Here is a 22,036-nt window from a genome sequence, read left to right on the forward strand (position 1 = left end):
GACCATTGCGCCGCTTGCCGGTGACGGACGCCGACCCTAGACAAGCCGCATGTCGCGGAACTCGCACGCTCTATGACGCCGCTTTCGCCGAGCATCGCGGTGGCGATCGGGGCGGTGGTGCTGCTGCTCGTGCTGGCGGGAGTGATCCTGATCGCAACCGGATTGCGCGCTCGCGCGGGAGCGGCAGAGGCGGTGAGCGAGCGCGAGACGATCGAGACGCTGCTCGCCGCCGCGCCGATGCAGCCGATGGTGCTTTTGCCTGACGGCCGGATCGAAATGGCGCGGCGTGTCGCCGACTGGCTGGGGTTCAGCGAAATACCCGGCTATCTTCAGGAGGTCGAGGCGGCAGGCTGGGGGCTGGACGCCGGCGAGGCGCAGGCACTGTCGCGCGGGCTGGCGGCGTGTCAGCGGTCGGCGCGGAACTTCACCCACACGATCCATGCGCGCGACGGCGGACGGACGCTGACCGTACAGGGTGACCGGCGCGGCGACGCGGTCATCCTGTGGTTCTACGATTCGACCGCCAGCGAGGGCGAGATGCGCCGGCTGCGCGCGGAGCATGACGATCTTTCGGGCGCCTTCGAAACCCTGACGGGGCTGGTCGAGGCTGCGCCGCTGCCGATGTGGTACCGTGACGGCGATCTTCGGCTCGCGATGGTCAATTCCGCCTATGTCAGCGCGGTGGAAGGCAGCGATGCCGCGGACGTGGTCGGTCGCGGTGTGGAGCTGGTCGACGGCTCGGGGCAGGGCAGCCCGAGCGCGGGCGCGGCGACCGCGCGCAACGAAGGGCGCCCGCAGCAACGCGTCCTGCCCGCCACGATCGACGGCGCCCGCCGCTCGCTGCGAATCCATGACGTGCCGCTGCCGGTAGGCGGCGTCGCGGGATATGCTATCGACATCGAGGAGCTGGAACAGAGCCACGCGCGCGAACGCCGCTTCGCCGAGGCGCAGCGCGCGATGCTCGACCGCCTGTCCGCGGGCGTGGCGCAATTCGCACGCGACCGCAGCCTCGTCTTCTGCAACCAACCGTTCCGGCGCATGTTCGCGATGCGGCTGGAATGGCTCGCCGACCGTCCTGAGTTCGACCGCGTGCTCGAGCGGATGCGCGAGGCCAATCGCGTCCCGGAGGTCCGCGATTTTCCCGGCTGGAAGGCCGAGCGCCGCAACTGGTTCGTCAATGCCGAAACCGCGGTCGAGGAAAACTGGCATCTGCCCGGCGGCACGCATCTGCGCGTCGTGGCACAGCCGATCCCCGACGGCGGATTGATGGTGTTTTTCGAGGACCGTACCGAGCAGGTCCAGTTGGCCAGCGCACGCGATACCTTGCTGCGCGTCCGCACCGCGACGTTCGACAATCTGTTCGAGGCATTGGGCGTCTTCTCCGCCGATGGTCGTCTGCAATTGTGGAACAACCGCTTCCGCGCGCTCTGGGACCTGGATGAGGAGTTCCTCACCGGTCATCCGCGCGTTGACGTCATTGCCGAAAAGGTCGCGCCGAAGTTGGCGAATCCCCGTCGCGCACGCTCGATTGCCGAGCTGGTGCGCACGGCGACCATCGAACGCCAGCAACGTGCCGGGCACATCGCACTTGCGGACGGACGTCAGTTCGAGTTCGCTGCGGTGCCGTTGCCCGACGGCAACGCGCTGTTCACGATGCTCGACATCAGCGACAGCCGGGCAATGGAGCAGGCGCTGCGCGAACGTAATGACGCACTGGAGGCAGCGGACCGGGTCAAGACCGCCTTCGTGGCCAACATGAGCTACGAATTGCGCACTCCGCTGACATCGATCAGCGGCTTCGCCGAAATGCTCCACGGCGGCTATGCCGGCGACCTTTCGCCCGACGCGATCGCCTATCTCGATGCGATCCTCGATTCGGTCGATCGACTGGGGCTGCTGATCGACGACGTGCTCGACCTGACCTCGACCGACAGCGGCGCTCGCCCGCTTGAGCGCTCCGACATCGACGTGGCGGCGGTAGCGCACGCGGCGGTCGACGCGCTGCGGGCGAGCGCCCGCAGGCACCACGTCGATCTGGCGGTTGAAGTGCAGCGCTCGGCCGGGCGACTGACCGGCGACGCGCGCCGCATCCGTGAGGTTATCGAGCATCTGCTACGACGCGCGATCGGGACCACGCCGGAGCATGGCCGGGTCGAGTTGACGGTTGACGGCAAGGCGCGCGGCGCGCGGATCGTGGTCAGCGACAGCGGCCCGGGTATGAGCGCCGAGCAGGTCGCGCGTGCCTTCGACCGCTTCGCCGGAGAGGGAGCGCCGACGACTGGCGAGCGCGCACTCGGGCTCGGCCTTCCGCTCGCCAAGCAGTTCGTCGAGGCGCATGGCGGCACGATCGCGCTGCATAGCACGCCCGAGACCGGTACGATCGTTACCGTGGACCTGCCGCGGCGATGAGGCGTGGTGAGGAACGGCTGGCCGATCTCGCGGCAACCGCGGCGATCGGTGCGCGGCTTGCGGATGTGTTGCGTCCCGGCGATGTCGTGACCCTGACCGGCGGGCTGGGCGCAGGTAAGACGAGCCTCGCGCGCGGCGTGCTCGCCGCGTTGGGGCTCGCGGAAGAGGCGCCGAGCCCGACCTTCGCGATCGTTCAGCCGTATGATCCGCCGGAGATCAGGCTGCCGGTGCTTCACATCGATCTCTATCGACTCGATGATCCTGACGAGGTCGATGAACTCGGGCTGGAGGAAGCGCGGCGCGACGCGGCATTGCTGGTCGAATGGCCCGAGCGCGCAGGCGTGGGGCGCTGGCGCGATGCACTGGCGCTGGACATCGCGATGGCCCCGGATGGCGCGCGTCGCTTGACTTGGGAAGCGCCCGACGCTTGGGACGGGCGATGGCCACGATGATTCCGCCGGCAGACGCACCGGCCTTTCTCGACGCACACGGATGGGGCGGCGCGCGGATCGAGCCGCTGGCCGGCGATGCCTCGTTCCGGCGCTATTTCCGCGTCCATGCCGGCGCGCGCCGCGCGATCCTGATGGACGCGCCCCCGCCGCAGGAGGATCCGCGCCCGTTCCTCGCCGTCGCCGCGTGGCTGGCGGAGCATCGGTTCGCCGCGCCGGCGGTTCATGCGGTCGATCTGGAACGCGGATTGGTGCTGCTGGAGGATTTCGGCGACGTGCGGCTGCGCGAAACCGCCGATGGCGACCCGCATGTCGCGCTGGCCTTGTACGAGGCGGCGGTCGATCTGCTGGTGGCCTTGCGCGCCGCGCCCGCGGGCCCGTGGCGCCCCTACGACCGCGCCGAACTGCAGCGCGAAGCCGGCCTGCTGGTCGACTGGTACTGCCCGGCGATCGGCGCGGCCGTGGATGCCGGGGGCTATCGCGCGGCATGGGATGCGGTGCTGCACCATGTCGAGGACGCGACCGCTGTCACGGTGCTGCGCGATTATCATGCCGAAAATCTGATGCTGGTCGGCGCGGAGCGGACGCTCGGCCTGCTCGACTTCCAGGACGCGCTGGCGGGGCACCCCGCCTATGATCTCGTGTCGCTGCTCCAGGACGCGCGACGCGACGTCGACCCGACGATCGAGGAGGCGATGCTCGCGCGTTACCGCACCGCGACCGGCGAGGGCGATGCTTTCCTGCGCGCCTATCACGTGCTCGGCGCGCAGCGGAATGCCAAGATCCTCGGCATCTTCGCAAGGCTGTGGAAGCGCGACGGCAAGCCCCGCTACGCCGCATTGTGTCCGCGCGTCTGGGCGTATCTGGAACGCGACCTGACCGACCCCGCGCTCGCGCCGGTCGCGCGCTGGTTCGACGACAATCTGCCGCCCGAATGGCGCGGCGATCCGTTGCTGCTCGCCGAAGCGCGGGGGCTGGCATGACGCGCCCGCGCTACATCCGCCCCGATCCGGGCTCGCGCGTGCCGCGTACCGCGATGGTGATGGCGGCGGGCGTCGGCAAACGGATGCGCCCGCTCACCGCCACCCGGCCCAAGCCGCTGGTCGAGGTGCGCGGACGCGCGCTGATCGATCACGTCTTCGACCGGCTGCGCGCCGCCGGGGTCGAGCGCGCGGTGGTCAACGTCCATTATCTCGCCGACGCACTGGAAGCGCATCTGCGCCACCGCGTGCATGACATCGATGTCGTCATCTCGGACGAGCGCGCGCAACTGCTGGAAACCGGCGGCGGGATCGTCCGCGCGCTCCCGCTGCTCGGTGACGAGCCGTTCATCGTCGTCAACGGCGACAATCTGTGGCTCGACGGACCGACCGACGCGATCCGGCAACTCGCCGATCGGTGGGACGATGCGACGATGGACGCGCTGTTGCTGATGGTGCCCTATGCGCGCGCGCACAATCACCACGGACAGGGCGATTTCCACCTCGCGCCCGACGGCCGGATCAGCGCCCGGCGCAAGCCGGGGCGGGTCGCGCCGTTCGTGTTCACGGGCGTTCAGATCGTCTCGCCGCGGCTGATCCGCGACTGGCCGCAGGGGCCGTTCTCGACCAACGTCTTCTGGAACCGCGCGATCGAGGCGGGACGTGCCTACGGCCTCGTCCACCAGGGCTTGTGGTCGGAGGTAAACGTGCCGGGCGCGATCGCGCGGACTGAGGCACTGCTCGCCGATGGCTGACGCCGCGCCGCCGGCCGAGCGGGGCTTGCGGCTCTACACGATCCCCGCGCACCGCGCGTTTGCCGATGCGCTGGTCGCCGGGCTGTTGCGGCGGTTCGGTGGTGACCGTCTGGCGCTGGCGCGCGGGACGGTTCTGGTGCCGAACAACCGTGGCGGTCTCGCGGTGCGCGAAGCGTTCGTGCGCGCGAGCGGCGGCGCGCTGCTGTTGCCGCGCATCGTCGCACTGGGGGGTGAGGAACTGGACGCCAGCATCGGCGCGGCGCTCGATCCCGCCGATGCGGTGCCGCCGCTGCCTCCCGCCGTCGATCCGCTGCAACGACGCATGATCCTCGCGCGGCTGGTCGAGGAGGAACGTGCCGGCGGGGGGCGTCCGGTCGATGCCGCGGAAGCGGTACGGCTGGCCGGCGATCTCGCCGCAACGCTCGACCAGTTGATCGTCGAGGAGGTGCCGCCCGCACGGCTCGCGGCCATCGATCCGGGCGAGGGGCTGTCGGACCATTGGGAGACGGCGCTGCGCCTCTTCCGTATCCTGCTGGACCGCTGGCCCGCCGAGCGGGACCGGCTGGGCGCGATCGACGCCGCCGAACGCCGCATCCGCCTGCTCGACCAGCAAGCGGCACGGTGGCGGGCATCGCCATCCGACAGCTTCATATGCGCGGCGGGGATCACCGATCCCGCGCCGGCGGTCGCGCGCCTGCTGCGCACGGTGGCGGAAATGCCGGGCGGGATGGTGGTCTTCGCCGACCTCGACCTGACGCTGCCCGACGAGGAATGGGCGGCGCTCGGCCCCCACGAACCCGATCCCGTCAGCGGCCTGCGTGCGCGATCGATCGAAGTGCATCCGCAATTCCACCTCAAGCTGCTGCTTGAACGGATCGGCGCGGCGCGCGACGAGGTGTCGCGCTGGATGGGCGGCAGCGAGCATGATGCGACCGCCGCGCGCGGGCGGGCGATCGCCAACGCGCTCGCGCCCGCGCGCTTCACCGCCAAGTGGACGCGGCTCGACGCCGCCGATCGCCGGCTGACCGGCGTGACCGCGGTCGAGCTTGCGACACCGGCGGAGGAAGCGCAGGCGATCGCGCTCAAGCTGCGCGAGGCGGTTGAGACGCCCGGGCTTACCGCGGCACTGGTCACGCCCGACCGGATGCTCGCGCGGCGGGTGGCGGCGCATTGCCGGCGCTGGAACATCGAGGTGGATGACAGCGCCGGGCGCGCGCTGACGATCTTGCCGCCGGGCACGCTGCTTACCGCGATTGTCGAGGCGGCGGCGCAGGATTTCGCGCCGATGGCGCTGTTGACGCTGCTCAAGCATCCGCTGGTGCGGCTCGGCGACGGACGTGGCGCGTGGCTCGACGGGGTGCGTCGCCTCGACCGCGCCCTGCGCGGCCCGCGTCCGGCGCCGGGGCTGGAAGGCATCGATCGCCATCTCGCCGCGCATCCGGTTTACGCGGCCGCCGCCGAATGGTGGCGCACGGCGCGCCCGCTATTGGAGCCGGTCGCCCGCGGGTTCGGGACGGCGGTGGCGACGTTGCCGGGGCTGGTCGCCTGTCTGCGCGAGGCCGCCAACCTGCTGGCCGGTGACGAGGCATGGCGCGGCCCCGCGGGGCGGGCGGCGGCTGACCTGCTGACCGGGCTGGAGACACAGGCGCCGCTCGGACCGCAAGAGATCGCCCCGGCCGGCTTCGCACCGTTGCTGCGGATGCTGATGGACGAGATTGCGATCCGCCTGTTGCCGCGTGAGCGCCATCCGCGCCTCGCGATCTACGGTCTGATGGAGGCGCGGCTCCAACGCGCCGACCTGATGATCCTGTCGGGCCTCAACGAAGGCACCTGGCCGGGGCTGCCCGCCCCCGATCCGTGGCTTGCGCCGCGCGTCCGCGCCGAACTCGGGTTGCCGGGGCTGGAACGCGGGATCGGTGTCGCCGCCCACGATTTCGGGCAGGCGCTGGGGGCCAGGCAGGTGGTGCTCACCCGCGCGCGTCGTGACGCGCGCTCGCCTGCGCTCGCCTCGCGCTTCTGGCTGCGGCTGGAGGCGATGACCGGCGAGCGCTTCCCGCGCGACAGCACGCTGGCGGCTTGGGCCCGCGCGCTCGATGGAACGCGCGTGCCGACGCCCGCCGATCGCCCCGAGCCGCTGCCGCCCATGCGGCTGCGCCCGCGCCAGATTTCCGTGACCGAGGTCGATCGGTTGAAGGCCGATCCGTTTGCCTTCTACGCGCGGCGGATACTGAAGCTGTCGGCGCTCGATCCGGTCGATGCCGATCCCAGCGCGGCGTGGCGCGGCACCGCCGTCCATGCGGTGCTCGAGGCTTGGGCGCGCGAGGATGCGTGCGATCCCGAAAAGCTGCTGCCGCGCGCAGTGACATTGCTCGCCGATCCCGCGACGCATCCGCTATTGCGCGCTTTGTGGCAGCCGCGGCTGGTCTCGGCGTTTGAATGGGTTGCGGCGAAGACGCTCGCCGATCGTGCCGTCGGCCGCGAGGTGCTCGCGGTCGAGGGGCGCGGCAAGGCGGAACTGTCCGGGATCGAGCTGACGGGACGCTTCGACCGGATCGACCGGATGCCCGATGGCGGCCTGGGAATTGTTGATTACAAGACCGGCAAGGCGCCCTCGGTCGCGGCGGTCCGTGGCGGGTTCAACCTGCAACTCGGGCTGCTCGGCGCGATCGCTGAAATGGGCGGATTCGAGGGCATCAAAGGCGAAGCGACCACGTTCGAATATTGGTCGCTGGCAAGGAAGGGCGACACGTTCGGTGCGGTGTCGAGCCCGGCCGACCCGGCGGGCAAGGGCGGGCGGATCATGACCGACGATTTCGTCCGGGCAGCGTGCGACAGCTTTGCAGCGGCGGCCGCGCGCTGGCTGACGGGCGAGGAAGCGTTCACGGCCAAGCTCCACCCGGAATTCGCGCCGTTCGCCGAATACGACCAGCTGATGCGCCGCGATGAATGGTATGGTCGCGATGCGTGACCACCCTCGTCGTCGTCATTCCCGCGCAGGCGGGAATCCAGAACCTCGGACCTTCGCGATGAGGGCGCAACGTCGGCGTGTCTGGAGTGCCGCCTGCGCGGGAATGACGGAGGAGGTGCAGCCATGACCCCTCGTGCCATCACCCCGCTACCCCGGCTCAAGGACGCGCAGCTCCGCGCCAGCCGGCCGGAGGCGCACGTCTGGCTTTCCGCCTCGGCGGGGACCGGCAAGACGCAGGTGCTCGCCGCGCGCGTGTTCCGCCTGTTGCTGCGCGATGTCGAACCGTCCGCGATCCTGTGCCTCACCTTCACCAAGGCCGGCGCGGCGGAGATGGCGGCGCGCGTCAATCGCCAGCTCGCAGCGTGGGTGCGGATGCCCGACACCGATCTGGCCGCCGATCTCGCCGCGCTCGGCGAGCGGGTGACGCCGCCGATGATCGCGCGTGCGCGGACCCTCTTCGCGCGCGTGCTCGATGCGCCGGGCGGCGGCTTGCGCATCCAGACGATCCACGGTTTCTGTCAGGGATTGCTCGCCGCCTTTCCGATCGAGGCGGGCTTGGTCCCCGGCTTCCGCCCGATCGAGCCACGCGAGGAAGCCCTGCTGCGGCGGCAGGCGCTGTCGGACATGCTGGTACAGGCCGAGCGCGAGGGTCGCATGCGGCCGCTTGAAACGATCGGCGCGCTGAGCATCCGCCTCGGCGAGCAGGGCGCTGAGCAGTTCCTTGCCGATTGCGCGCGCGCGCATGATGCGCTCCAGGCGCTCCCGATCGGCGTTGCGCCCTTCATTCGCACACAATTGGGGCTCCCGCTCGGCGATGTAGCCGCATATATTCGCGACGCGTGCGGCACCGAGGCGATCGATCGTGCGACCCTCGACACGATCGCAGCGCTCAATCGCGCCTGGGGCACGAAGAGCGGCATCGACCGCGCCGAAACGATCGGCGCGTGGCTCGCCGCCGATGCCGACGAACGCGCCGCGACGCTCGATCGATTGCACGGTGTGTGGGCGAAAAAGGACGGCGATCCAATGTCGTTCGGCAAGGGACGCGCGCCGGCCGATCCCTATTATGCCGACCACGCGATGCGGATGCATGGCTGGTGCGGCGAATTGCTGTCGTTGCGCACGCGCGCTGCCTATGCGGACATGCTGGGGGCCGCGCTGGAAGTCGGACGAGACTATGCGCGCGGCTACGCAGCGGCGAAGCGGCACAGCGGTGCGGTGGATTTCAATGACTTGATCGATGCCGCGGTGTCGTTGCTGCGCCAGGAGGGCATCGGCGAGTGGATCCGCTACAAGCTCGATCAGATCACCGAACATGTGCTGGTGGACGAAGCGCAGGACACGAACGTCGCGCAGTGGACGATCATTCGCGCGCTGGTGGACGAATATTTCGTCGGCCGCGGCGTTTATGCGCCCTCCGTGCGTACCTTGTTCACCGTCGGGGACCTGAAACAGGCGATTTTCGGCTTTCAGGGAACCGATCCCCTCTTCTTTGTAGCAGCTGAGGAACACTTTGCTCGGAAGGCGCGGGAGGTTTCAGGCGATGATCTGATGCCAGACCATGAGCGTGGTCTACCATTCGATCGGTTGTCGCTTACCGACTCATTCCGCTCCACCGCACCCGTTCTGGAATTCGTCGATCAAGCAATCCAAACCATCGGTGCTGCGGGCTTGGGCGCCGCTGACGCCATCCCGCCACATTCCAGCCAAGTAAAAGGCCCCGGCGCGGTCGTCCTGTGGCCGCCGGTCGCCGCGGGTGCGAGCGACGCCGAGGATGGTGGCGAGGAAGGCTGGATCGACGATGCGGTCCGCGCCAACGCCACCCGCATCGCGCAGGCGGTGAAGCGCTGGCTCGGCCCGCTCGAACACGGCGGGCTGATGCTGGAGAGCAAGGGGCGGCGCCTGCGTCCCGAAGACGTGATGATCCTGGTCAAGCGCCGCGGCGAGCTGGCGCAATTGCTGGTCGCGCGTCTCTATGCCGAGGGCGTGCCGGTGGCCGGGGTCGATCGGCTGCGGCTGTCCGCGCCGCTGGCAGTGCAGGACCTGCTCGCGGCCGTGCGCTTCGTGTTGCAACCCGACGACGACCTCAGCCTCGCCAGCCTGCTCGTCTCGCCGCTGATCGGCTGGACACAGGACGAGTTGATGATGCGCGCGGTTGAGCGGCAGGGGTCGCTGTGGCGACACCTGTCGCGGCACTTCGCCGAGCATGTCACGGCGCTGACTGCGCTACTCGCTAGCGCCGATTACGACACGCCTTATCGATTCCTCGAGATGCTGCTGTCCGGGCCGCTCGACGGGCGGCGCAAGCTGCTCGCGCGGCTCGGCGAAGAGGCGCGCGATCCGATCGAGGAACTGCTCAACGCCGCGCTCGATTTCGAAACCGGCTCGACGCCGTCGCTGCAACGCTTTCTCGACTGGTTCGAGCGTGACGAGGTGGAGATCGTCCGCGATGCCGCCGCCCCGCTCGACGCGGTGCGAGTCATGACTGCGCACGGCGCGAAGGGCTTGCAGGCGCCGTTGGTAATTCTCGCGGACGCCACCGCCGATCCCGACGCAAGCCCACGCTCTACGCTGATGTGGACGCCCGAGGGCATGGAGAAGCCGATCCCTGTGTTCCGCCCGCGTGCGGCCGAGCGCGCCGGTGCGATTGACCTGGCCATGGCGAACGTCGAGGAGCGCGAGCGGCAGGAACATTGGCGGTTGTTCTATGTCGCCGCGACGCGCGCGGAGGAACGGCTGGTGTTCGCCGGTTCGCTGAGCGCCAAATGGCAGGGCGTACCGCCCGAGGCGAGCTGGTACGCCGCGGCCGCGCGCACGCTCGACGCTTTGGGGGTGGAAGGCGAGGACGAGCGCGTTTTCGCAGGCCACCATCCTGCCAAGGCGACCGCGCCGACGGGCAGCGGTGCGGACGAGGGCGATGTGGCAGTCGTGCTGCCCGATTGGGCACGCCGCACCGCACCCGAAGACGCCAAGCCGCCGCGCCCGCTCACCCCGTCATCAGTGGGTGACGACGTGGTCAGCGACGCGCCGCCGGCGCCGGCCGCGCGCTTTGCGGCCGAGCGGGGCACGTTGATGCATGCGCTGTTCGAGCGGCTGCCGCCATTGCCGCCGACGGCGCGCGAGGCGGCGGCGTTGCAATGGCTGGGCGCGCGGGGAGTGGCCGATCCGCAAGCGATTGTTGCGCCGGTGCTGGCGGTGCTTGATGACCCGGTGCATGCGGCGCTCTTCGGTCCGGCGGCGCTGGCGGAAGCGCCGATCGCCGCGACGCTGCCGACTGGGCGCGTGATCTCGGGGACGATCGACCGGCTGCTGCTCGGCGACGGCGTGGTGCGCGCGATCGACTATAAGACCGGGCGCAGCGTGCCGGCAGATGTGGCAGACGTGCCCGATTATCACCTGCGTCAGATGGCCGCCTATCACGCCGCGCTGGAGGTGATCTTCCCCGGCGCCCGCGTCGAGGTGGCGTTGCTCTACACCGCGGGGCCGCGGCTCATCGAATTGCCTGCCGCGCTGCTCGATCCCGTCAAGCGCCGCTTCTCCGGCCCGGAGCAAAGCTTGGCCGCCGGTGGTTGAGCGCGCGCACCCCGCACCCTAGTTTGATGGCATACAAGGAGAATGACATGGCCACCAAGAAGATCACCGACGCCAGCTTCCAGACCGACGTGCTGTCCGCCGACAAGCCGGTGCTGGTCGATTTCTGGGCGGAATGGTGCGGCCCGTGCAAGATGATCGGCCCGTCGCTGGAGGAGATCAGCGAGGAACTGGGCGAGCAGGTGACGATCGCGAAGCTGAACATTGACGAGAACCCCGATGCGCCGGGTCAGTATGGCGTGCGTGGAATTCCGACGATGATCCTGTTCAAGGGCGGGGTGCCGGCGGCGACCAAGGTCGGTGCCGAGCCCAAAGGCCGGATCAAGGCGTGGCTCGAGGGTGAGCTGGGCTGATGCTGTGGGCGGCGCTGCTGTTGATGCAGGGCGCCGCCATTATTCCGCTGGCGATTGGCACGTGGTGTGTTGGCGCGAGAAACGCTCTGGCGGGGCGATGACCGTCAGCCGCGGGTCGGACTATGAGTGCCGGTGTTTTCGTGCGGCTCGATCCTAGGAGGGCGTGTGGATCGGCGAGTTCGAGGGTTCGCGATTCATCCATGGTGCGAGGAGCTACGATGGGGGCGTCGGCGTTCGACGTCGTATACCGCGATCTAGTGGCACGTCATTGACGAGATGAACCACATCGCCAAGGTCGTCCCGCGGCGATATGGCACAGCTTGCCAGATCTCTCTAATCACGTAGCAGATGCTGCCCACGGCGCGCCATTCGCGGTTCAGCCTTCCCGGTTTCGGGCAGATGGGCATGTGGTATCGGAGCCTGTTGCTCGACGCGGTCCAGTCTGCCGAGCTGATACGCACCGCGTCCAAGTGAGCAGGTCGGCGCCCTGGCTCATTCCCAGGAGTAAAGCACGATCTGATCGTTCTTACGTCAGCGGGATCATGACGGTTGCGGCATAGCCGGGTCGTGCCGTGAGCCGCTCGTACCAGTTCGCGACGTGCGGCAGCGGTTCACGCGCCAGCCCGAGCGCGAAGAACGTATGTGCGTAGACACCCATCGGTATATCGCCAAGCCCGAACGTGTTGCCAGACAGCCACGGCTGCGTTGCCAGCGCTGCCTCGATCACCGTCATCATCCGCCCGCACACCATCGTCGCGCGGTCGATGGCGGCTGCGTCACGCTGCTCGGGAGATTGCCGCACGAGCCCCATGAACACCGGCCGCTGCGTCTCGGCATAGCCGAATTGCCAATCCATCCAACGATCCGCCAGCGCGCGCCGCACTGGATCGGCCGGCCAAACCGCGTCGTCGCCGTGCCGAGCCGCGAGATAGCGCAGGATCGCGTTCGACTCCCATAGCACGACGTTGCCATCCTCAATCGTCGGAACCAGTGCGTTGGGGTTCTTCGCTCGATACGCGTCGTCCATGCCGAACGCGCCGCCGACGTCGTGGCGCTGATATGTCAGGGCAAGCTCTTCGGCGAGCCAGACTACCTTTTTGACGTTGTGCGAGTTCAGCCGCCCCCAGATCGTCAGCATCGTGCGCGTCAGCTCCGATAATCGGCATTGATCGAGATATAGCCGTGGGTCAGGTCGCAGGTCCACACCGTGGCGCGGCCGTCGCCGAGGCCGAGGTCGACGCCGATCTCGATGGTTTGCCCCTTCAAGTGCGCCGCAACCGGCGCTTCGTCATAGCCGGTGACCGCCAGCCCGCCCTCGGCGACCTGCGTCGCGCCGAAGCGGATCGCCAGCCGGTCGCGATCGGCGGGCTCGCCGGCCTTGCCGACCGCCATGACGACGCGGCCCCAATTGGCATCCTCGCCGGCGATCGCCGTCTTCACCAACGGCGAATTGGCGATCGACATCGCGATCCGGTGCGCCGAACGGTCGCCCTCGGCGCCCTCGACTGAGATTTCGATCAGCTTGGTGGCGCCTTCACCGTCGCGCACGACCAGCAGTGCGAGCTGGCGGCAGACATCGGCCAGCGCCGCGCGGAACGCATCCGCACCGTCGCTGTCGTCGTCGGCGAGCGGCGTGTTGCCCGCCGCACCGGTCGCGAACGCCAGCACCGTGTCACTGGTCGAGGTGTCGCCGTCGACGGTGATGCACGAAAAGGTCCGTGTATTCGCCGCCGACAGTGCGGCCTGCAGGAAAGGCGAATCGACCGCGGCGTCGGTGAAGATAAAGCCGAGCATCGTCGCCATGTCGGGCGCGATCATCCCCGAACCCTTGATGATCGCTGCGATCGTGATGGTTCGGCCGTCGATGACCGCCGTCGCGGTCGCGCCCTTCGGATAAGTGTCCGTTGTGCCGATCGTCTCGGCGGCGGCGCGCCAGTCGGCTTGCGGCGCAGAGAAGGCGGCGGCGAGGCCAGCCTGTGCCTTGTCGATCGGCAACGGCACGCCGATCACCCCGGTCGAGGCGACGAACACGTCGGACGGGCGGCAGCCGATCGCCTGCGCGGTCTGCGCCGCGATCGCCTCGACCGCCTCGCGTCCGCGATTGCCGGTGAAGGCGTTGGAGTTGCCGGCGTTCACCACCAGCGCGCGTGCCTCGCCCAGCACCAGGGCCTTGCGGCACCATTCCACCTCGGGCGACGGGCATCTGGATTGCGTCAGCACGCCTGCGACGGTCGTGCCCGGCGCCAATTCCACGAACGTCAGGTCGGTGCGATCCCACTCCTTGTAGCGCGCGCGGGCGACCCGCAGCGTGACACCGGGAATGGCCGCCATTTCGGGGAACGGCGTGGCGAGCGGGGAGATGGACGTCGACATGCCGTCGCCTTAGCTTTGCGGTCGGGGCGCGCAAAGGGGGATGGTGACGCAATGCGGATGACGGGACGGGTGGCGGCGCTGATCGCGATGCTGGCGGCGGTGCCGGCGACGGGGAAGAACGTGCCGCGCGTAGCCAAACCGCCTCAGCCACGCAATCTCGGGCGCTGGTTCGGCGCCGACAACTATCCGCCCTCGGCCATTCGCGCCGGTGAGCAGGGGCGGGTGGTCGCCATCGTGTCGATCGATGCGACCGGCCGGCCGACCGCATGCCGCATCGACATTTCGACTGGCTCGTCGGCGCTGGACGAGAAAACCTGCGATATTGTGCTCACCAGCGGAGAGTTCGATCCGGCGCGCGACCCACGGGGGCGTGCGATCGCAAGCGAGATGCCCATGCCGGTGCGCTGGGTGCTGCCGGACGCCGGCGACCCTCGTCTGGGGAGTGGGCCCAACGACTTCACGATGATCCAGACAATCGCCGCCGACGACACGATCGAAGCCTGCGAGATCATCGTCGACGGCAAGCCGCAAGCAACCGAAGGCGCGCCATGCGGCGCGCCCGGTTTCGACCCGGCGGGAATGCGCGCGACGCTGAAGGTCGTCGGGCGCTTCAGGCTGCGCTCGGACAGCCTGGTCCGCCATGGCGACACACCGCCGCCACTCCCCAAGGCTCCGGCAACGGGACGCGTGCTGTCGTTCCGCGAGGCGCGTCAGGACGTCGATGCCGAGGGCGTGGCGACGAACTGCACGATGGCGGTGGGGGGTGAATGGGCGGAGCAGATGAAAAGCCACCACGAGCCGACGATCTGTGAAACACATCAGCTTTTTTATCCAGTGCCCGGCCCGAACGGGGGGCCGAAGCCCGTGCAGGTGCTGCTCGCGACCTGGCTGACGCTGCTCCCTCCCGAACCGTGACCGGCGTCAGCCGGATCGTGATGCGCACATGACGCCGCCGCCACGGGCCAGCCGCTCTCCACATCGGTGATCGCGAGCGACGGTGCGGGATCAGGCGCAGCGTCGACGGTCGCGAAGCCGAACCACCGGTCGCGCTCGACCGCACGGGACGCGAGCGTGGCCGGATCGTCGTGATCGGGGGGCGGGCCCATCCGCTCGGCCTCCGCTTCGGTCAGCGCGCGCGTATAATCGGGCGAGGCCGGGTCGCCATCCTCCTCGCCGTAGAAATCCGCGGGCGGGGGAAAATCGGTACGCCAGTCATTGGCATCCTCATCCCACCAGACAGGCTCGGGCGGCAGCGAACGTTGCGAATGTTGAGACGCTGGCGCGGTGGCGGCCGGGTCGGCGGATGGGGCGGCGAAGGCGATCAGCCCGGCGGCCTCGGCGCGCGCCCATTGCTCGGCGGTCCAGTGCTGGCGTTGCGCGGGGTCGAGATCGGCGACCGGCACGTCGGCGGCGCTGGCGTGGCCGGTGCGCGCGAAGCGGTCCGCGGCGGCGAGCGCGTAGAGCGGGGCGAGATCGGCGGTGCCTTCGGCCGGCGTGCCGAGCGCGCCGCTGCGTTGCGCGAGGAACAGCCCGGCGCGCGCGGGGCCGGCGTCCTGCGCGACGAGATCGAGATAGGCGTCGAACTCCTGCGCGACGAGCCGCGCGGCCTGCACATCGGTGTCGGGGGCCGCCTCGATCTGGCGGTCGAGGCGGGCGAGCAGGCTCATCGCGAGGCGGTTGTCATGGCGGTGGCGGGTGACGATGGTGCCGTCGGCGCGGGTGTAGGTGTCGGTCTGGCCGTGGAGCGCGCGGACCATCAGCGTCTCGGCGACGACCTCGCGCGCGACGAGCGACGCGGCGCGCCAGCCGAGCGCGAACGCCGCGCCCTTGGCGGTGCGGCGGAAGGCATAAGCGGAGGTGGCGGACAGCCCGACGCGCGCGCAGGCGGCGTCGACGCCGTGACCCTCGGCGATCGCTTCGAGGAAGAGGCGCTGGTTGGTGGCGGACCAGCCGTCGTGGCGGCGGGACTGGGTGGTTTCAGTCAGGAGGGTGACGGCGGGGGGCGGCGTCGTGGCCCGGCGGGCGGGGGCGGTGATGCCTTCCATCGGGGTCATGACGGTCATGTTGGGTGCGCCTCCTGCGGAAAGGGTGCGGGAGGGTGGCTTTTGTTGGAGGGTGTAGGACAGCCCGCCGCGCCAAGGCGGTAGCGAAGCGACCGGCGCGGCTATGAGTGCGGGGCGACGGCTGCTGTAGAAGCCTAAATTGAGGTGTCAGATGCTAATTACATCCCCTTCCGGCTGCTATCGTATACCCATTTTGCTACACGTCCCATGAAGCTCCAAACATCGTCTGCTGCCGGCTTTAGATAGGATGGTTGTGAGGGATCTGATCCCATCGCGTCAAATACACTGACAAGCCATTTGCTTTTAGAGCGATCTACGTTCAAGAAACTTAACCAACTTTCAAGCTCACCAGATCGAACAGTGAAAAGACCGTACTCTTCCATTTGATCAAAGAACGCATTAGCCGTCTCGAGTTCGTCTTGTTTTAGGAGTGAAACTCCCCCGTCGCGCTTGTAGTTTTTGGACGCTTTTTCTAGGTACGAGCGAACCGTTCTGCGGGCCGCAGCCATTGAGTCTTTCAGTCCAACTGGGGCGCCTGCTGCCTTGAAGAATCTATCCCAAACCTGTCCATCTTCTTTTACCCAGTCGATATCCAATATAAAGGCTGAAGGTACACCGATTTCTCGAAGTGGGGATGCAATATTTACGACAGTTTGCTTATTATGTGCATTTAGAAATATAACATGGTTCATCCCTGTTTGGGAGAACCTCGTCATTCTAGTATTGATTTCGTCGTAGAACGCCCTGTCGCTATCCCCTTCTACTATCACCGCTCCCTCGTAAAATAGTGCTGTTGACGCCCCAATTGATCTAAATAGCGGGTCGGTCATTAACTTGCTGAGTTTTTTCCATCCTAAATGTCTCGCTGTTGCCGCTCCGGACTTATGAGTTAAGCGAATTACGTCGACCTCATGGCCCGACAATACGCAGCCAAGCAAGAATGCGGAGCTATGAGTGGCTGCGAAGACCTGTTTTGATGTGCTTGTTTGCGAGGCGATTTGCTGCCCGAGCAAAAATTGCAGTGAGGGATGAAGAAACGCTTCCAGCTCATCCACAAATATAATGTCGGGATCGCCGACCATTATCTCTCCTAGTAAGCCCACAAAAGCTCTCGTCCCATCACTGGCATCTGAAAGTGCCATAGCATTTTCGAAAAAAGAAGCTGCTTCTATGTCAAATCGCTTCTCCACGTTATTATCGGGCGGAAGCAAAGACAATTTATAGCCTAGTTGAGGAGCTTTCGTCGGGTCAATTACGAGGTATTGTCCGAAAGCTTTGTGGACGATCTTCGAAAGGCTCTCTCGGGCCTTGTCGTTTTGCCAGATCGCTGAAACGGTGTTGGTGGGGGTACTGCCGACAGGCTCGATTTGAACGGGATTGGCTAGTCCAAGTCGATCATGACCATTCAAATCTATGTAGAAGTAGCGTAGAAAATGCTGGGCCAAGTATTGGCGCTCGCTTACATCCGCTCCAGACTTTCGGCCTTGGGCAAGTAGAGAAAGATGTACAATTTGGCGTCCGCCCTTCCCCTCAAAAGCAACGGTGCCATCTGAAGCGTTTTCACCTTCCTTTTTTGGTCTAATCAGCTCCTTTATTCTCTGCTCAAACTCTCGATCAGTTATGGGGCTGATCTCAGATGATTTGAGAACGTAATTTTTATAGCCAGTTATGGGTGAGATAGCCTCTTGTATCTCCTTTAGGACGCGACTCTTGCCGCCATTATTAGGTCCTATAAAAATTGTCACCCGGCCTGGGTGAATCGTAAGTGGATCGACGTGCTCACTTGGGCCGGCCTTAAAGTTCAGCTTTTCTACCTTCATTTACCCCGCCCTGCCGATTTCCGCGCATCTGTTGTTTCCAGCAACGGCGCCAGATACCGCCCCGTGAAGCTCCGCGGCTCCTTCACCACTTCCTCCGGCGTCCCCGCGGCGACGATCTCGCCGCCCTTCACGCCGCCCTCCGGCCCGAGGTCGACGATCCAGTCGGCGGTCTTGATGACGTCGAGATTGTGCTCGATGACCACCACGGTGTTGCCCTGCTCGACCAAGGCATGGAGTACCTCGAGCAGCTTGCGGACGTCCTCGAAATGCAGGCCGGTGGTCGGCTCGTCGAGGATGTACAAAGTGTTGCCGGTGGCGCGGCGGCTGAGTTCCTTGGCGAGCTTGACGCGCTGCGCCTCGCCGCCCGACAGCGTCGTCGCCTGTTGCCCGACCTTGACGTAGCCGAGCCCGACCTCGACCAGCATCGCCATCTTGTCGCGGATTGGCGGGACGGCGGCGAAGAAGCTCGCGGCGTCCTCGACCGTCATGTCGAGCACGTCGGCGATGCTGTGCCCCTTGTGCTTCACCTCCAGCGTCTCGCGATTGTAGCGCGCGCCGTGGCAGACGTCGCAGGTGACATAGACGTCGGGGAGGAAGTGCATCTCGATCTTGAGCACGCCGTCGCCCTGGCATGCCTCGCAGCGCCCGCCCTTGACGTTGAACGAGAAGCGTCCGGGCTTGTAGCCGCGCGCCTGTGACTCGGGCAGCCCCGCGAACCAGTCGCGGATCTGCGTGAACGCGCCGGTATAGGTGGCGGGGTTGGAGCGCGGGGTGCGGCCGATCGGCGACTGGTCGATGTCGATGACCTTGTCGAGATGCTGGAGCCCGGTGATCTTGTCGTGCTTGCCCGCGAGGATGCGCGCGCCGTTGAGCGTGCGCGCCGCGGCGGCATAGAGCGTGTCGATCGTGAAGCTCGACTTGCCCGACCCCGACACGCCGGTGATGCAGGTGAAGGTGCCGAGCGGGATCGACGCGGTGACGCCGGTCAGGTTGTTGGCGGTTGCGTTATGGACGGTGAGCTTCTTGCCGCTACCTTTGCGGCGCTTGGCCGGGACCGCGACCGCGCGCGTGCCGTTGAGGTAATCGGCGGTGACCGAGGTCTTGCTCTTGAGCAATTGCTTGACGGTGCCTTGGGCGACAATCTGCCCGCCGTGGACGCCCGCGCCCGGCCCCATGTCGATCACGTAATCGGCCATGCGGATCGCATCCTCGTCATGCTCGACGACGATCACGGTGTTGCCGAGGTCGCGCAGCCGGCGGAGCGTGGCGAGCAGCATGTCGTTGTCGCGCTGGTGCAGCCCGATCGACGGCTCGTCGAGGACGTAGAGCACGCCCGACAGCCCGCTGCCGATCTGGCTGGCGAGGCGGATGCGCTGGCTCTCGCCGCCCGACAGCGTGCCGCTGGTACGGTCGAGGTTGAGATAGTCGAGCCCGACGTTGTTGAGGAAGCCAAGCCGCTCGATGATCTCCTTCAGGATGCGCTCGGCAATCGCGCGCTGCTGGTCGCCGAGGTGGTTGGGGAGATCGGTGAAGAAGGCGAGCGCGTCGACCACGCTCATGCGGGTGGCGTGGCTGATGTTCTCGCCGGCGATCTTGACCGCCAGCGCTTCGGGCTTGAGCCGCGCGCCCTTGCAGACCTCGCACGGCTGGCTCGACTGGTATTTCGACAGCTCCTCCTTCATCCACGCGCTCTCGGTCTGGAGGAGGCGGCGGTTGAGGTTGCCGATCACGCCTTCGAACGGCTTTTTGACGTCGTAGCTCTTCTTGCCGTCGATGAAGGTCAGCGTGACCGCCTTGCCCTCGGTGCCGAAGAGGATCTTGTCGGCGATTTCCGGGTGCAGCTCGCCCCATGGCGTATCGAGCGAGAAATTGAACTCGCGCGCGAGGCTGGCCATCACCTGCATGTAATAAGGCGAGGGCGGGTTGGACTTCGCCCAGGGGACGACCGCGCCCTTCTTGATCGACAGTTCGTGGTTGGGGACGACGAGATCCTCGTCGAACACCAGTTTCTCACCGAGCCCGTCGCACGCCGGGCAGGCGCCCTGCGGCGCGTTGAACGAGAAGAGGCGCGGTTCGATCTCGGCGATCGTGAAGCCGCTGACCGGGCAGGCGAACTTTTCGGAAAAGACGATGCGGCCCGGCGGGGCGTGATCGCCGAGCACGACGCTTTCGGGGGTGCGCGGCTCGACCGGGTCGGCGGGGTCGATATAGGCGAGGCCGTCGGCGAGCTTGAGCGCGGTCTCGAAACTGTCGGCGAGGCGGGTGGCGGCGTTCTCGTTTACCGCGAGGCGATCGACCACCACCTCGATGTCGTGCTTGTACTTCTTGTCGAGCGCGGGGGCTTCGTCGATCTCGTGGATCGTGCCGTCGATGCGGACGCGGGTGAAGCCCGCCTTCTGCCACTCGGCCAGTTCCTTGCGATACTCGCCCTTGCGGCCGCGCACCACCGGGGCGAGCAGGTAGAGCCGCGTGCCCTCGGGCAGCGCCATGACGCGGTCGACCATCTGGCTGACGGTCTGCGCGGCGATCGGCAGGCCGGTGACGGGCGAATAGGGCACGCCGACGCGCGCCCACAGCAGGCGCATATAGTCGTAGATCTCGGTGACGGTCGCGACCGTCGAGCGCGGGTTGCGGCTGGTGGTCTTCTGCTCGATCGAGATCGCGGGCGACAGGCCCTCGATATGGTCGACGTCGGGCTTTTGCATCAGCTCAAGGAACTGGCGGGCGTAGGCCGACAGTGACTCGACGTAGCGACGCTGACCCTCGGCATAGATGGTGTCGAAGGCGAGGCTCGACTTGCCCGACCCCGACAGCCCGGTGATCACCGTCAGTGTATCGCGCGGGATATCGACGCTCACGTCCTTGAGGTTGTGCTCGCGCGCGCCGCGGACGGAGATCGTCGTCAATGCCATGAGGGGGTTTGTTCCATATCTGTTCGGCCGCGTCCAGCCCGGCGGCAGACGCGCGATGTGGGGCGGGTGCCGCACTGCGGCAAGACGCATGGGCGACGCGACGGTTGCGGGGCAGCGGCAGTGTCTTATATGACTGCGACAGTCAGGAGGCGCGAGGCGATGGCCAAGAAGAAGAAGGGCAAGCTGCCCAAGGAAGTGCTGGGGGTGAAGGTTCCCAAGGAGCTGCGCAAGGCTGGCGAGAAGCTCATCGAGCAGGTGCAGGGTCCGGCGGGCAAGCAGGCGCTGGCGGCGGTAGTCGGCGCGGTCGCCACCGCGGCGCTGTCACGTGAGGCAGCGAAGGCAGCGGAACGAACCGGGAAGGCTGACGCGCCCGGCCCCGAGGCGACGACGCGCACCGAGCCCGGCGAGGCGTTCGCGCGCGCCGCCGAGCTTCTGGTGGGGAAGATTTTCGCGCCGCGCTCCTGAAGGGGCGGGGCCGGTTCGACGTTCAGGTTTCTCATGGCAGATCAGTTTGTTGATCGCCTCCTTTCTCCGTCGCCCCAGACTGGATCCGAGGCCCGCTTTTTGTCGGCGAGCGTGGAAGAAGAAGCGGGATCCCGGATCAAGTCCGGGATGACGAGAGGGGCGATTGGTGCAACCTGTGGCGACGTTGGTGCGCTGAGGCGATGATGACGCAGGACGACGACAAGAGCGCCGCCGCCGAGGCGGCAGTGGCCGAGGTGCAGCACGACATGCTGGTCGGGCTCGGCACGGGATCGACGGTGCGGTTCGCGATCGACGCGCTGGGTCGACGGGTGGCGGAGGGACTGCGTATTGCCGCGGTCGCGACTAGCCTCGATAGCGCCGACCGCGCCGCCGCGCTGGGCATCGTCGTGCGCGACTTCGCCCAGGTCGCGCGCGTCGACCTGACGATCGACGGCGCCGACGAGATCGACGACCGGCTGTGGGCGATCAAGGGGGCGGGCGGGGCGATGCTGCGCGAGAAGATCGTCGCCGCGGCCTCGACGCGGATGGTGGTGATTGCCGATGCCTCCAAGCGGGTCCCGGCGATCGGTGCGGCGAAGCTGCCGATCGAGGTGTTGCCGTTCGCGCGCAGCTATGTCGCGGATCGGCTGGCGATGCTCGACGCGACGGTGACGGTGCGCGACGGCGTGACCGACAACGGCAACCTCGTGCTCGATGCCCATTTCTCACTCTTCCCCGACGCGCGGGCGCTGGCGACCGCGCTGGATGCCACCCCCGGCGTGCTGGGGCACGGGCTGTTCCTCGACGAGGTGGATGCGACCTATGTCGCGGACCGCGGCGTCGTTACGCGGCTGGAACGCGTCGAGGTGAGCGGTTAAGGGAGACGGGACTCGGCAAC

Annotated in this window: 15 protein-coding genes; 10 read left to right on the plus strand and 5 right to left on the minus strand. The window is 67.3% G+C overall.

Annotation, left to right across the window (positions count from 1 at the left end):
- Positions 1-72 precede the first annotated feature (72 nt).
- The 7 genes from ACI2JO_RS10640 to trxA all read left to right on the plus strand — a co-directional run bounded on the left by ACI2JO_RS10640 (position 73) and on the right by trxA (position 11,505).
- Positions 73-2,409 carry a PAS-domain containing protein gene (locus ACI2JO_RS10640; protein ID WP_404720668.1) on the plus strand — a complete coding sequence of 779 codons (2,337 nt, stop codon included), beginning with the start codon at positions 73-75 and terminating at the stop codon, positions 2,407-2,409.
- Positions 2,406-2,861 carry a tRNA (adenosine(37)-N6)-threonylcarbamoyltransferase complex ATPase subunit type 1 TsaE gene (gene tsaE / locus ACI2JO_RS10645; RefSeq protein WP_404720669.1) on the plus strand — a complete coding sequence of 152 codons (456 nt, stop codon included), beginning with the start codon at positions 2,406-2,408 and terminating at the stop codon, positions 2,859-2,861. Before ACI2JO_RS10640 ends, tsaE begins: the two co-directional genes overlap by 4 nt.
- Complete coding sequence (locus ACI2JO_RS10650) at positions 2,858-3,841, plus strand: aminoglycoside phosphotransferase family protein (RefSeq protein ID WP_404720868.1); 984 nt, start codon at positions 2,858-2,860, stop codon at positions 3,839-3,841. Before tsaE ends, ACI2JO_RS10650 begins: the two co-directional genes overlap by 4 nt.
- Positions 3,838-4,593: a nucleotidyltransferase family protein gene (locus tag ACI2JO_RS10655; protein ID WP_404720670.1), complete on the plus strand. Its 756-nt coding sequence runs from the start codon at positions 3,838-3,840 to the stop codon at positions 4,591-4,593. Before ACI2JO_RS10650 ends, ACI2JO_RS10655 begins: the two co-directional genes overlap by 4 nt.
- Positions 4,586-7,561: a double-strand break repair protein AddB gene (gene addB / locus ACI2JO_RS10660; protein WP_404720671.1), complete on the plus strand. Its 2,976-nt coding sequence runs from the start codon at positions 4,586-4,588 to the stop codon at positions 7,559-7,561. Before ACI2JO_RS10655 ends, addB begins: the two co-directional genes overlap by 8 nt.
- 123 nt (positions 7,562-7,684) lie before the next feature.
- Entirely contained in the window at positions 7,685-11,134 is a 3,450-nt protein-coding gene (gene addA, locus ACI2JO_RS10665) for a double-strand break repair helicase AddA (protein WP_404720672.1), read from the plus strand.
- A gap of 47 nt (positions 11,135-11,181) precedes the next feature.
- The gene (trxA, locus tag ACI2JO_RS10670) at positions 11,182-11,505 is read left to right on the plus strand and encodes a thioredoxin TrxA (protein WP_335307963.1); all 324 of its coding nucleotides are present in this window, start codon (positions 11,182-11,184) and stop codon (positions 11,503-11,505) included.
- A gap of 526 nt (positions 11,506-12,031) precedes the next feature.
- On the opposite strand, the gene ACI2JO_RS10675 is transcribed toward trxA, so the two are convergent.
- Together ACI2JO_RS10675 and argJ are read right to left on the minus strand one after the other, a co-directional pair.
- Positions 12,032-12,643, minus strand: coding sequence for a glutathione S-transferase family protein (locus tag ACI2JO_RS10675; protein WP_404720673.1), 612 nt, complete (start codon positions 12,641-12,643; stop codon positions 12,032-12,034).
- An 8-nt stretch (positions 12,644-12,651) separates the two neighbouring features.
- On the minus strand, positions 12,652-13,878 hold the full coding sequence (gene argJ / locus ACI2JO_RS10680) for a bifunctional glutamate N-acetyltransferase/amino-acid acetyltransferase ArgJ (RefSeq protein ID WP_404720674.1): 1,227 nt from the start codon (positions 13,876-13,878) through the stop codon (positions 12,652-12,654).
- A 69-nt stretch (positions 13,879-13,947) separates the two neighbouring features.
- On the opposite strand from argJ, the gene ACI2JO_RS10685 reads away from it, so the two are divergent.
- The gene (locus tag ACI2JO_RS10685) at positions 13,948-14,793 is read left to right on the plus strand and encodes an energy transducer TonB (RefSeq protein WP_404720675.1); all 846 of its coding nucleotides are present in this window, start codon (positions 13,948-13,950) and stop codon (positions 14,791-14,793) included.
- Here the strand turns inward: ACI2JO_RS10685 and ACI2JO_RS10690 are convergent.
- From ACI2JO_RS10690 to uvrA, 3 genes are all read right to left on the minus strand, one after another.
- Positions 14,706-15,941, minus strand: a complete 1,236-nt coding sequence (locus ACI2JO_RS10690; protein ID WP_404720676.1) for a hypothetical protein — start codon at positions 15,939-15,941, stop codon at positions 14,706-14,708. The two genes, ACI2JO_RS10685 and ACI2JO_RS10690, sit on opposite strands and share 88 nt — an antisense overlap.
- A 158-nt stretch (positions 15,942-16,099) precedes the next feature.
- Positions 16,100-17,761, minus strand: a complete 1,662-nt coding sequence (locus tag ACI2JO_RS10695) for an ATP-dependent nuclease (RefSeq protein WP_404720677.1) — start codon at positions 17,759-17,761, stop codon at positions 16,100-16,102.
- Positions 17,758-20,673 carry an excinuclease ABC subunit UvrA gene (gene uvrA / locus ACI2JO_RS10700; protein WP_404720678.1) on the minus strand — a complete coding sequence of 972 codons (2,916 nt, stop codon included), beginning with the start codon at positions 20,671-20,673 and terminating at the stop codon, positions 17,758-17,760. The genes ACI2JO_RS10695 and uvrA overlap by 4 nt, the downstream gene beginning before the upstream one ends.
- A 159-nt stretch (positions 20,674-20,832) precedes the next feature.
- Between uvrA and ACI2JO_RS10705 the strand changes: the two genes are divergently transcribed.
- Both ACI2JO_RS10705 and rpiA read left to right on the plus strand, forming a co-directional pair.
- Positions 20,833-21,138, plus strand: coding sequence for a hypothetical protein (locus ACI2JO_RS10705; protein ID WP_404720679.1), 306 nt, complete (start codon positions 20,833-20,835; stop codon positions 21,136-21,138).
- Positions 21,139-21,338: 200 nt separating this feature from the next.
- Positions 21,339-22,016, plus strand: coding sequence for a ribose-5-phosphate isomerase RpiA (rpiA, locus tag ACI2JO_RS10710; protein WP_404720680.1), 678 nt, complete (start codon positions 21,339-21,341; stop codon positions 22,014-22,016).
- Positions 22,017-22,036: the final 20 nt, after the last annotated feature.

This window comes from Sphingomonas sp. NPDC079357 (assembly GCF_044901155.1).
GTDB lineage: Bacteria > Pseudomonadota > Alphaproteobacteria > Sphingomonadales > Sphingomonadaceae > Sphingomonas.

Excerpts from the sequence above, each read along its gene's own strand:
- ACI2JO_RS10640 (WP_404720668.1), top strand. The coding sequence starts at position 73 with ATGACGCCGCTTTCGCCGAGCATCGCGGTGGCGATCGGGGCGGTGGTG.
- ACI2JO_RS10695 (WP_404720677.1), bottom strand. The coding sequence starts at position 17,761 with ATGAAGGTAGAAAAGCTGAACTTTAAGGCCGGCCCAAGTGAGCACGTC.
- ACI2JO_RS10655 (WP_404720670.1), top strand. The coding sequence starts at position 3,838 with ATGACGCGCCCGCGCTACATCCGCCCCGATCCGGGCTCGCGCGTGCCG.
- addB (WP_404720671.1), top strand. The coding sequence starts at position 4,586 with ATGGCTGACGCCGCGCCGCCGGCCGAGCGGGGCTTGCGGCTCTACACG.
- ACI2JO_RS10650 (WP_404720868.1), top strand. The coding sequence starts at position 2,858 with ATGATTCCGCCGGCAGACGCACCGGCCTTTCTCGACGCACACGGATGG.
- ACI2JO_RS10705 (WP_404720679.1), top strand. The coding sequence starts at position 20,833 with ATGGCCAAGAAGAAGAAGGGCAAGCTGCCCAAGGAAGTGCTGGGGGTG.
- trxA (WP_335307963.1), top strand. The coding sequence starts at position 11,182 with ATGGCCACCAAGAAGATCACCGACGCCAGCTTCCAGACCGACGTGCTG.
- addA (WP_404720672.1), top strand. The coding sequence starts at position 7,685 with ATGACCCCTCGTGCCATCACCCCGCTACCCCGGCTCAAGGACGCGCAG.
- ACI2JO_RS10675 (WP_404720673.1), bottom strand. The coding sequence starts at position 12,643 with ATGCTGACGATCTGGGGGCGGCTGAACTCGCACAACGTCAAAAAGGTA.
- uvrA (WP_404720678.1), bottom strand. The coding sequence starts at position 20,673 with ATGGCATTGACGACGATCTCCGTCCGCGGCGCGCGCGAGCACAACCTC.
- argJ (WP_404720674.1), bottom strand. The coding sequence starts at position 13,878 with ATGTCGACGTCCATCTCCCCGCTCGCCACGCCGTTCCCCGAAATGGCG.
- ACI2JO_RS10690 (WP_404720676.1), bottom strand. The coding sequence starts at position 15,941 with ATGACCGTCATGACCCCGATGGAAGGCATCACCGCCCCCGCCCGCCGG.
- tsaE (WP_404720669.1), top strand. The coding sequence starts at position 2,406 with ATGAGGCGTGGTGAGGAACGGCTGGCCGATCTCGCGGCAACCGCGGCG.
- rpiA (WP_404720680.1), top strand. The coding sequence starts at position 21,339 with ATGATGACGCAGGACGACGACAAGAGCGCCGCCGCCGAGGCGGCAGTG.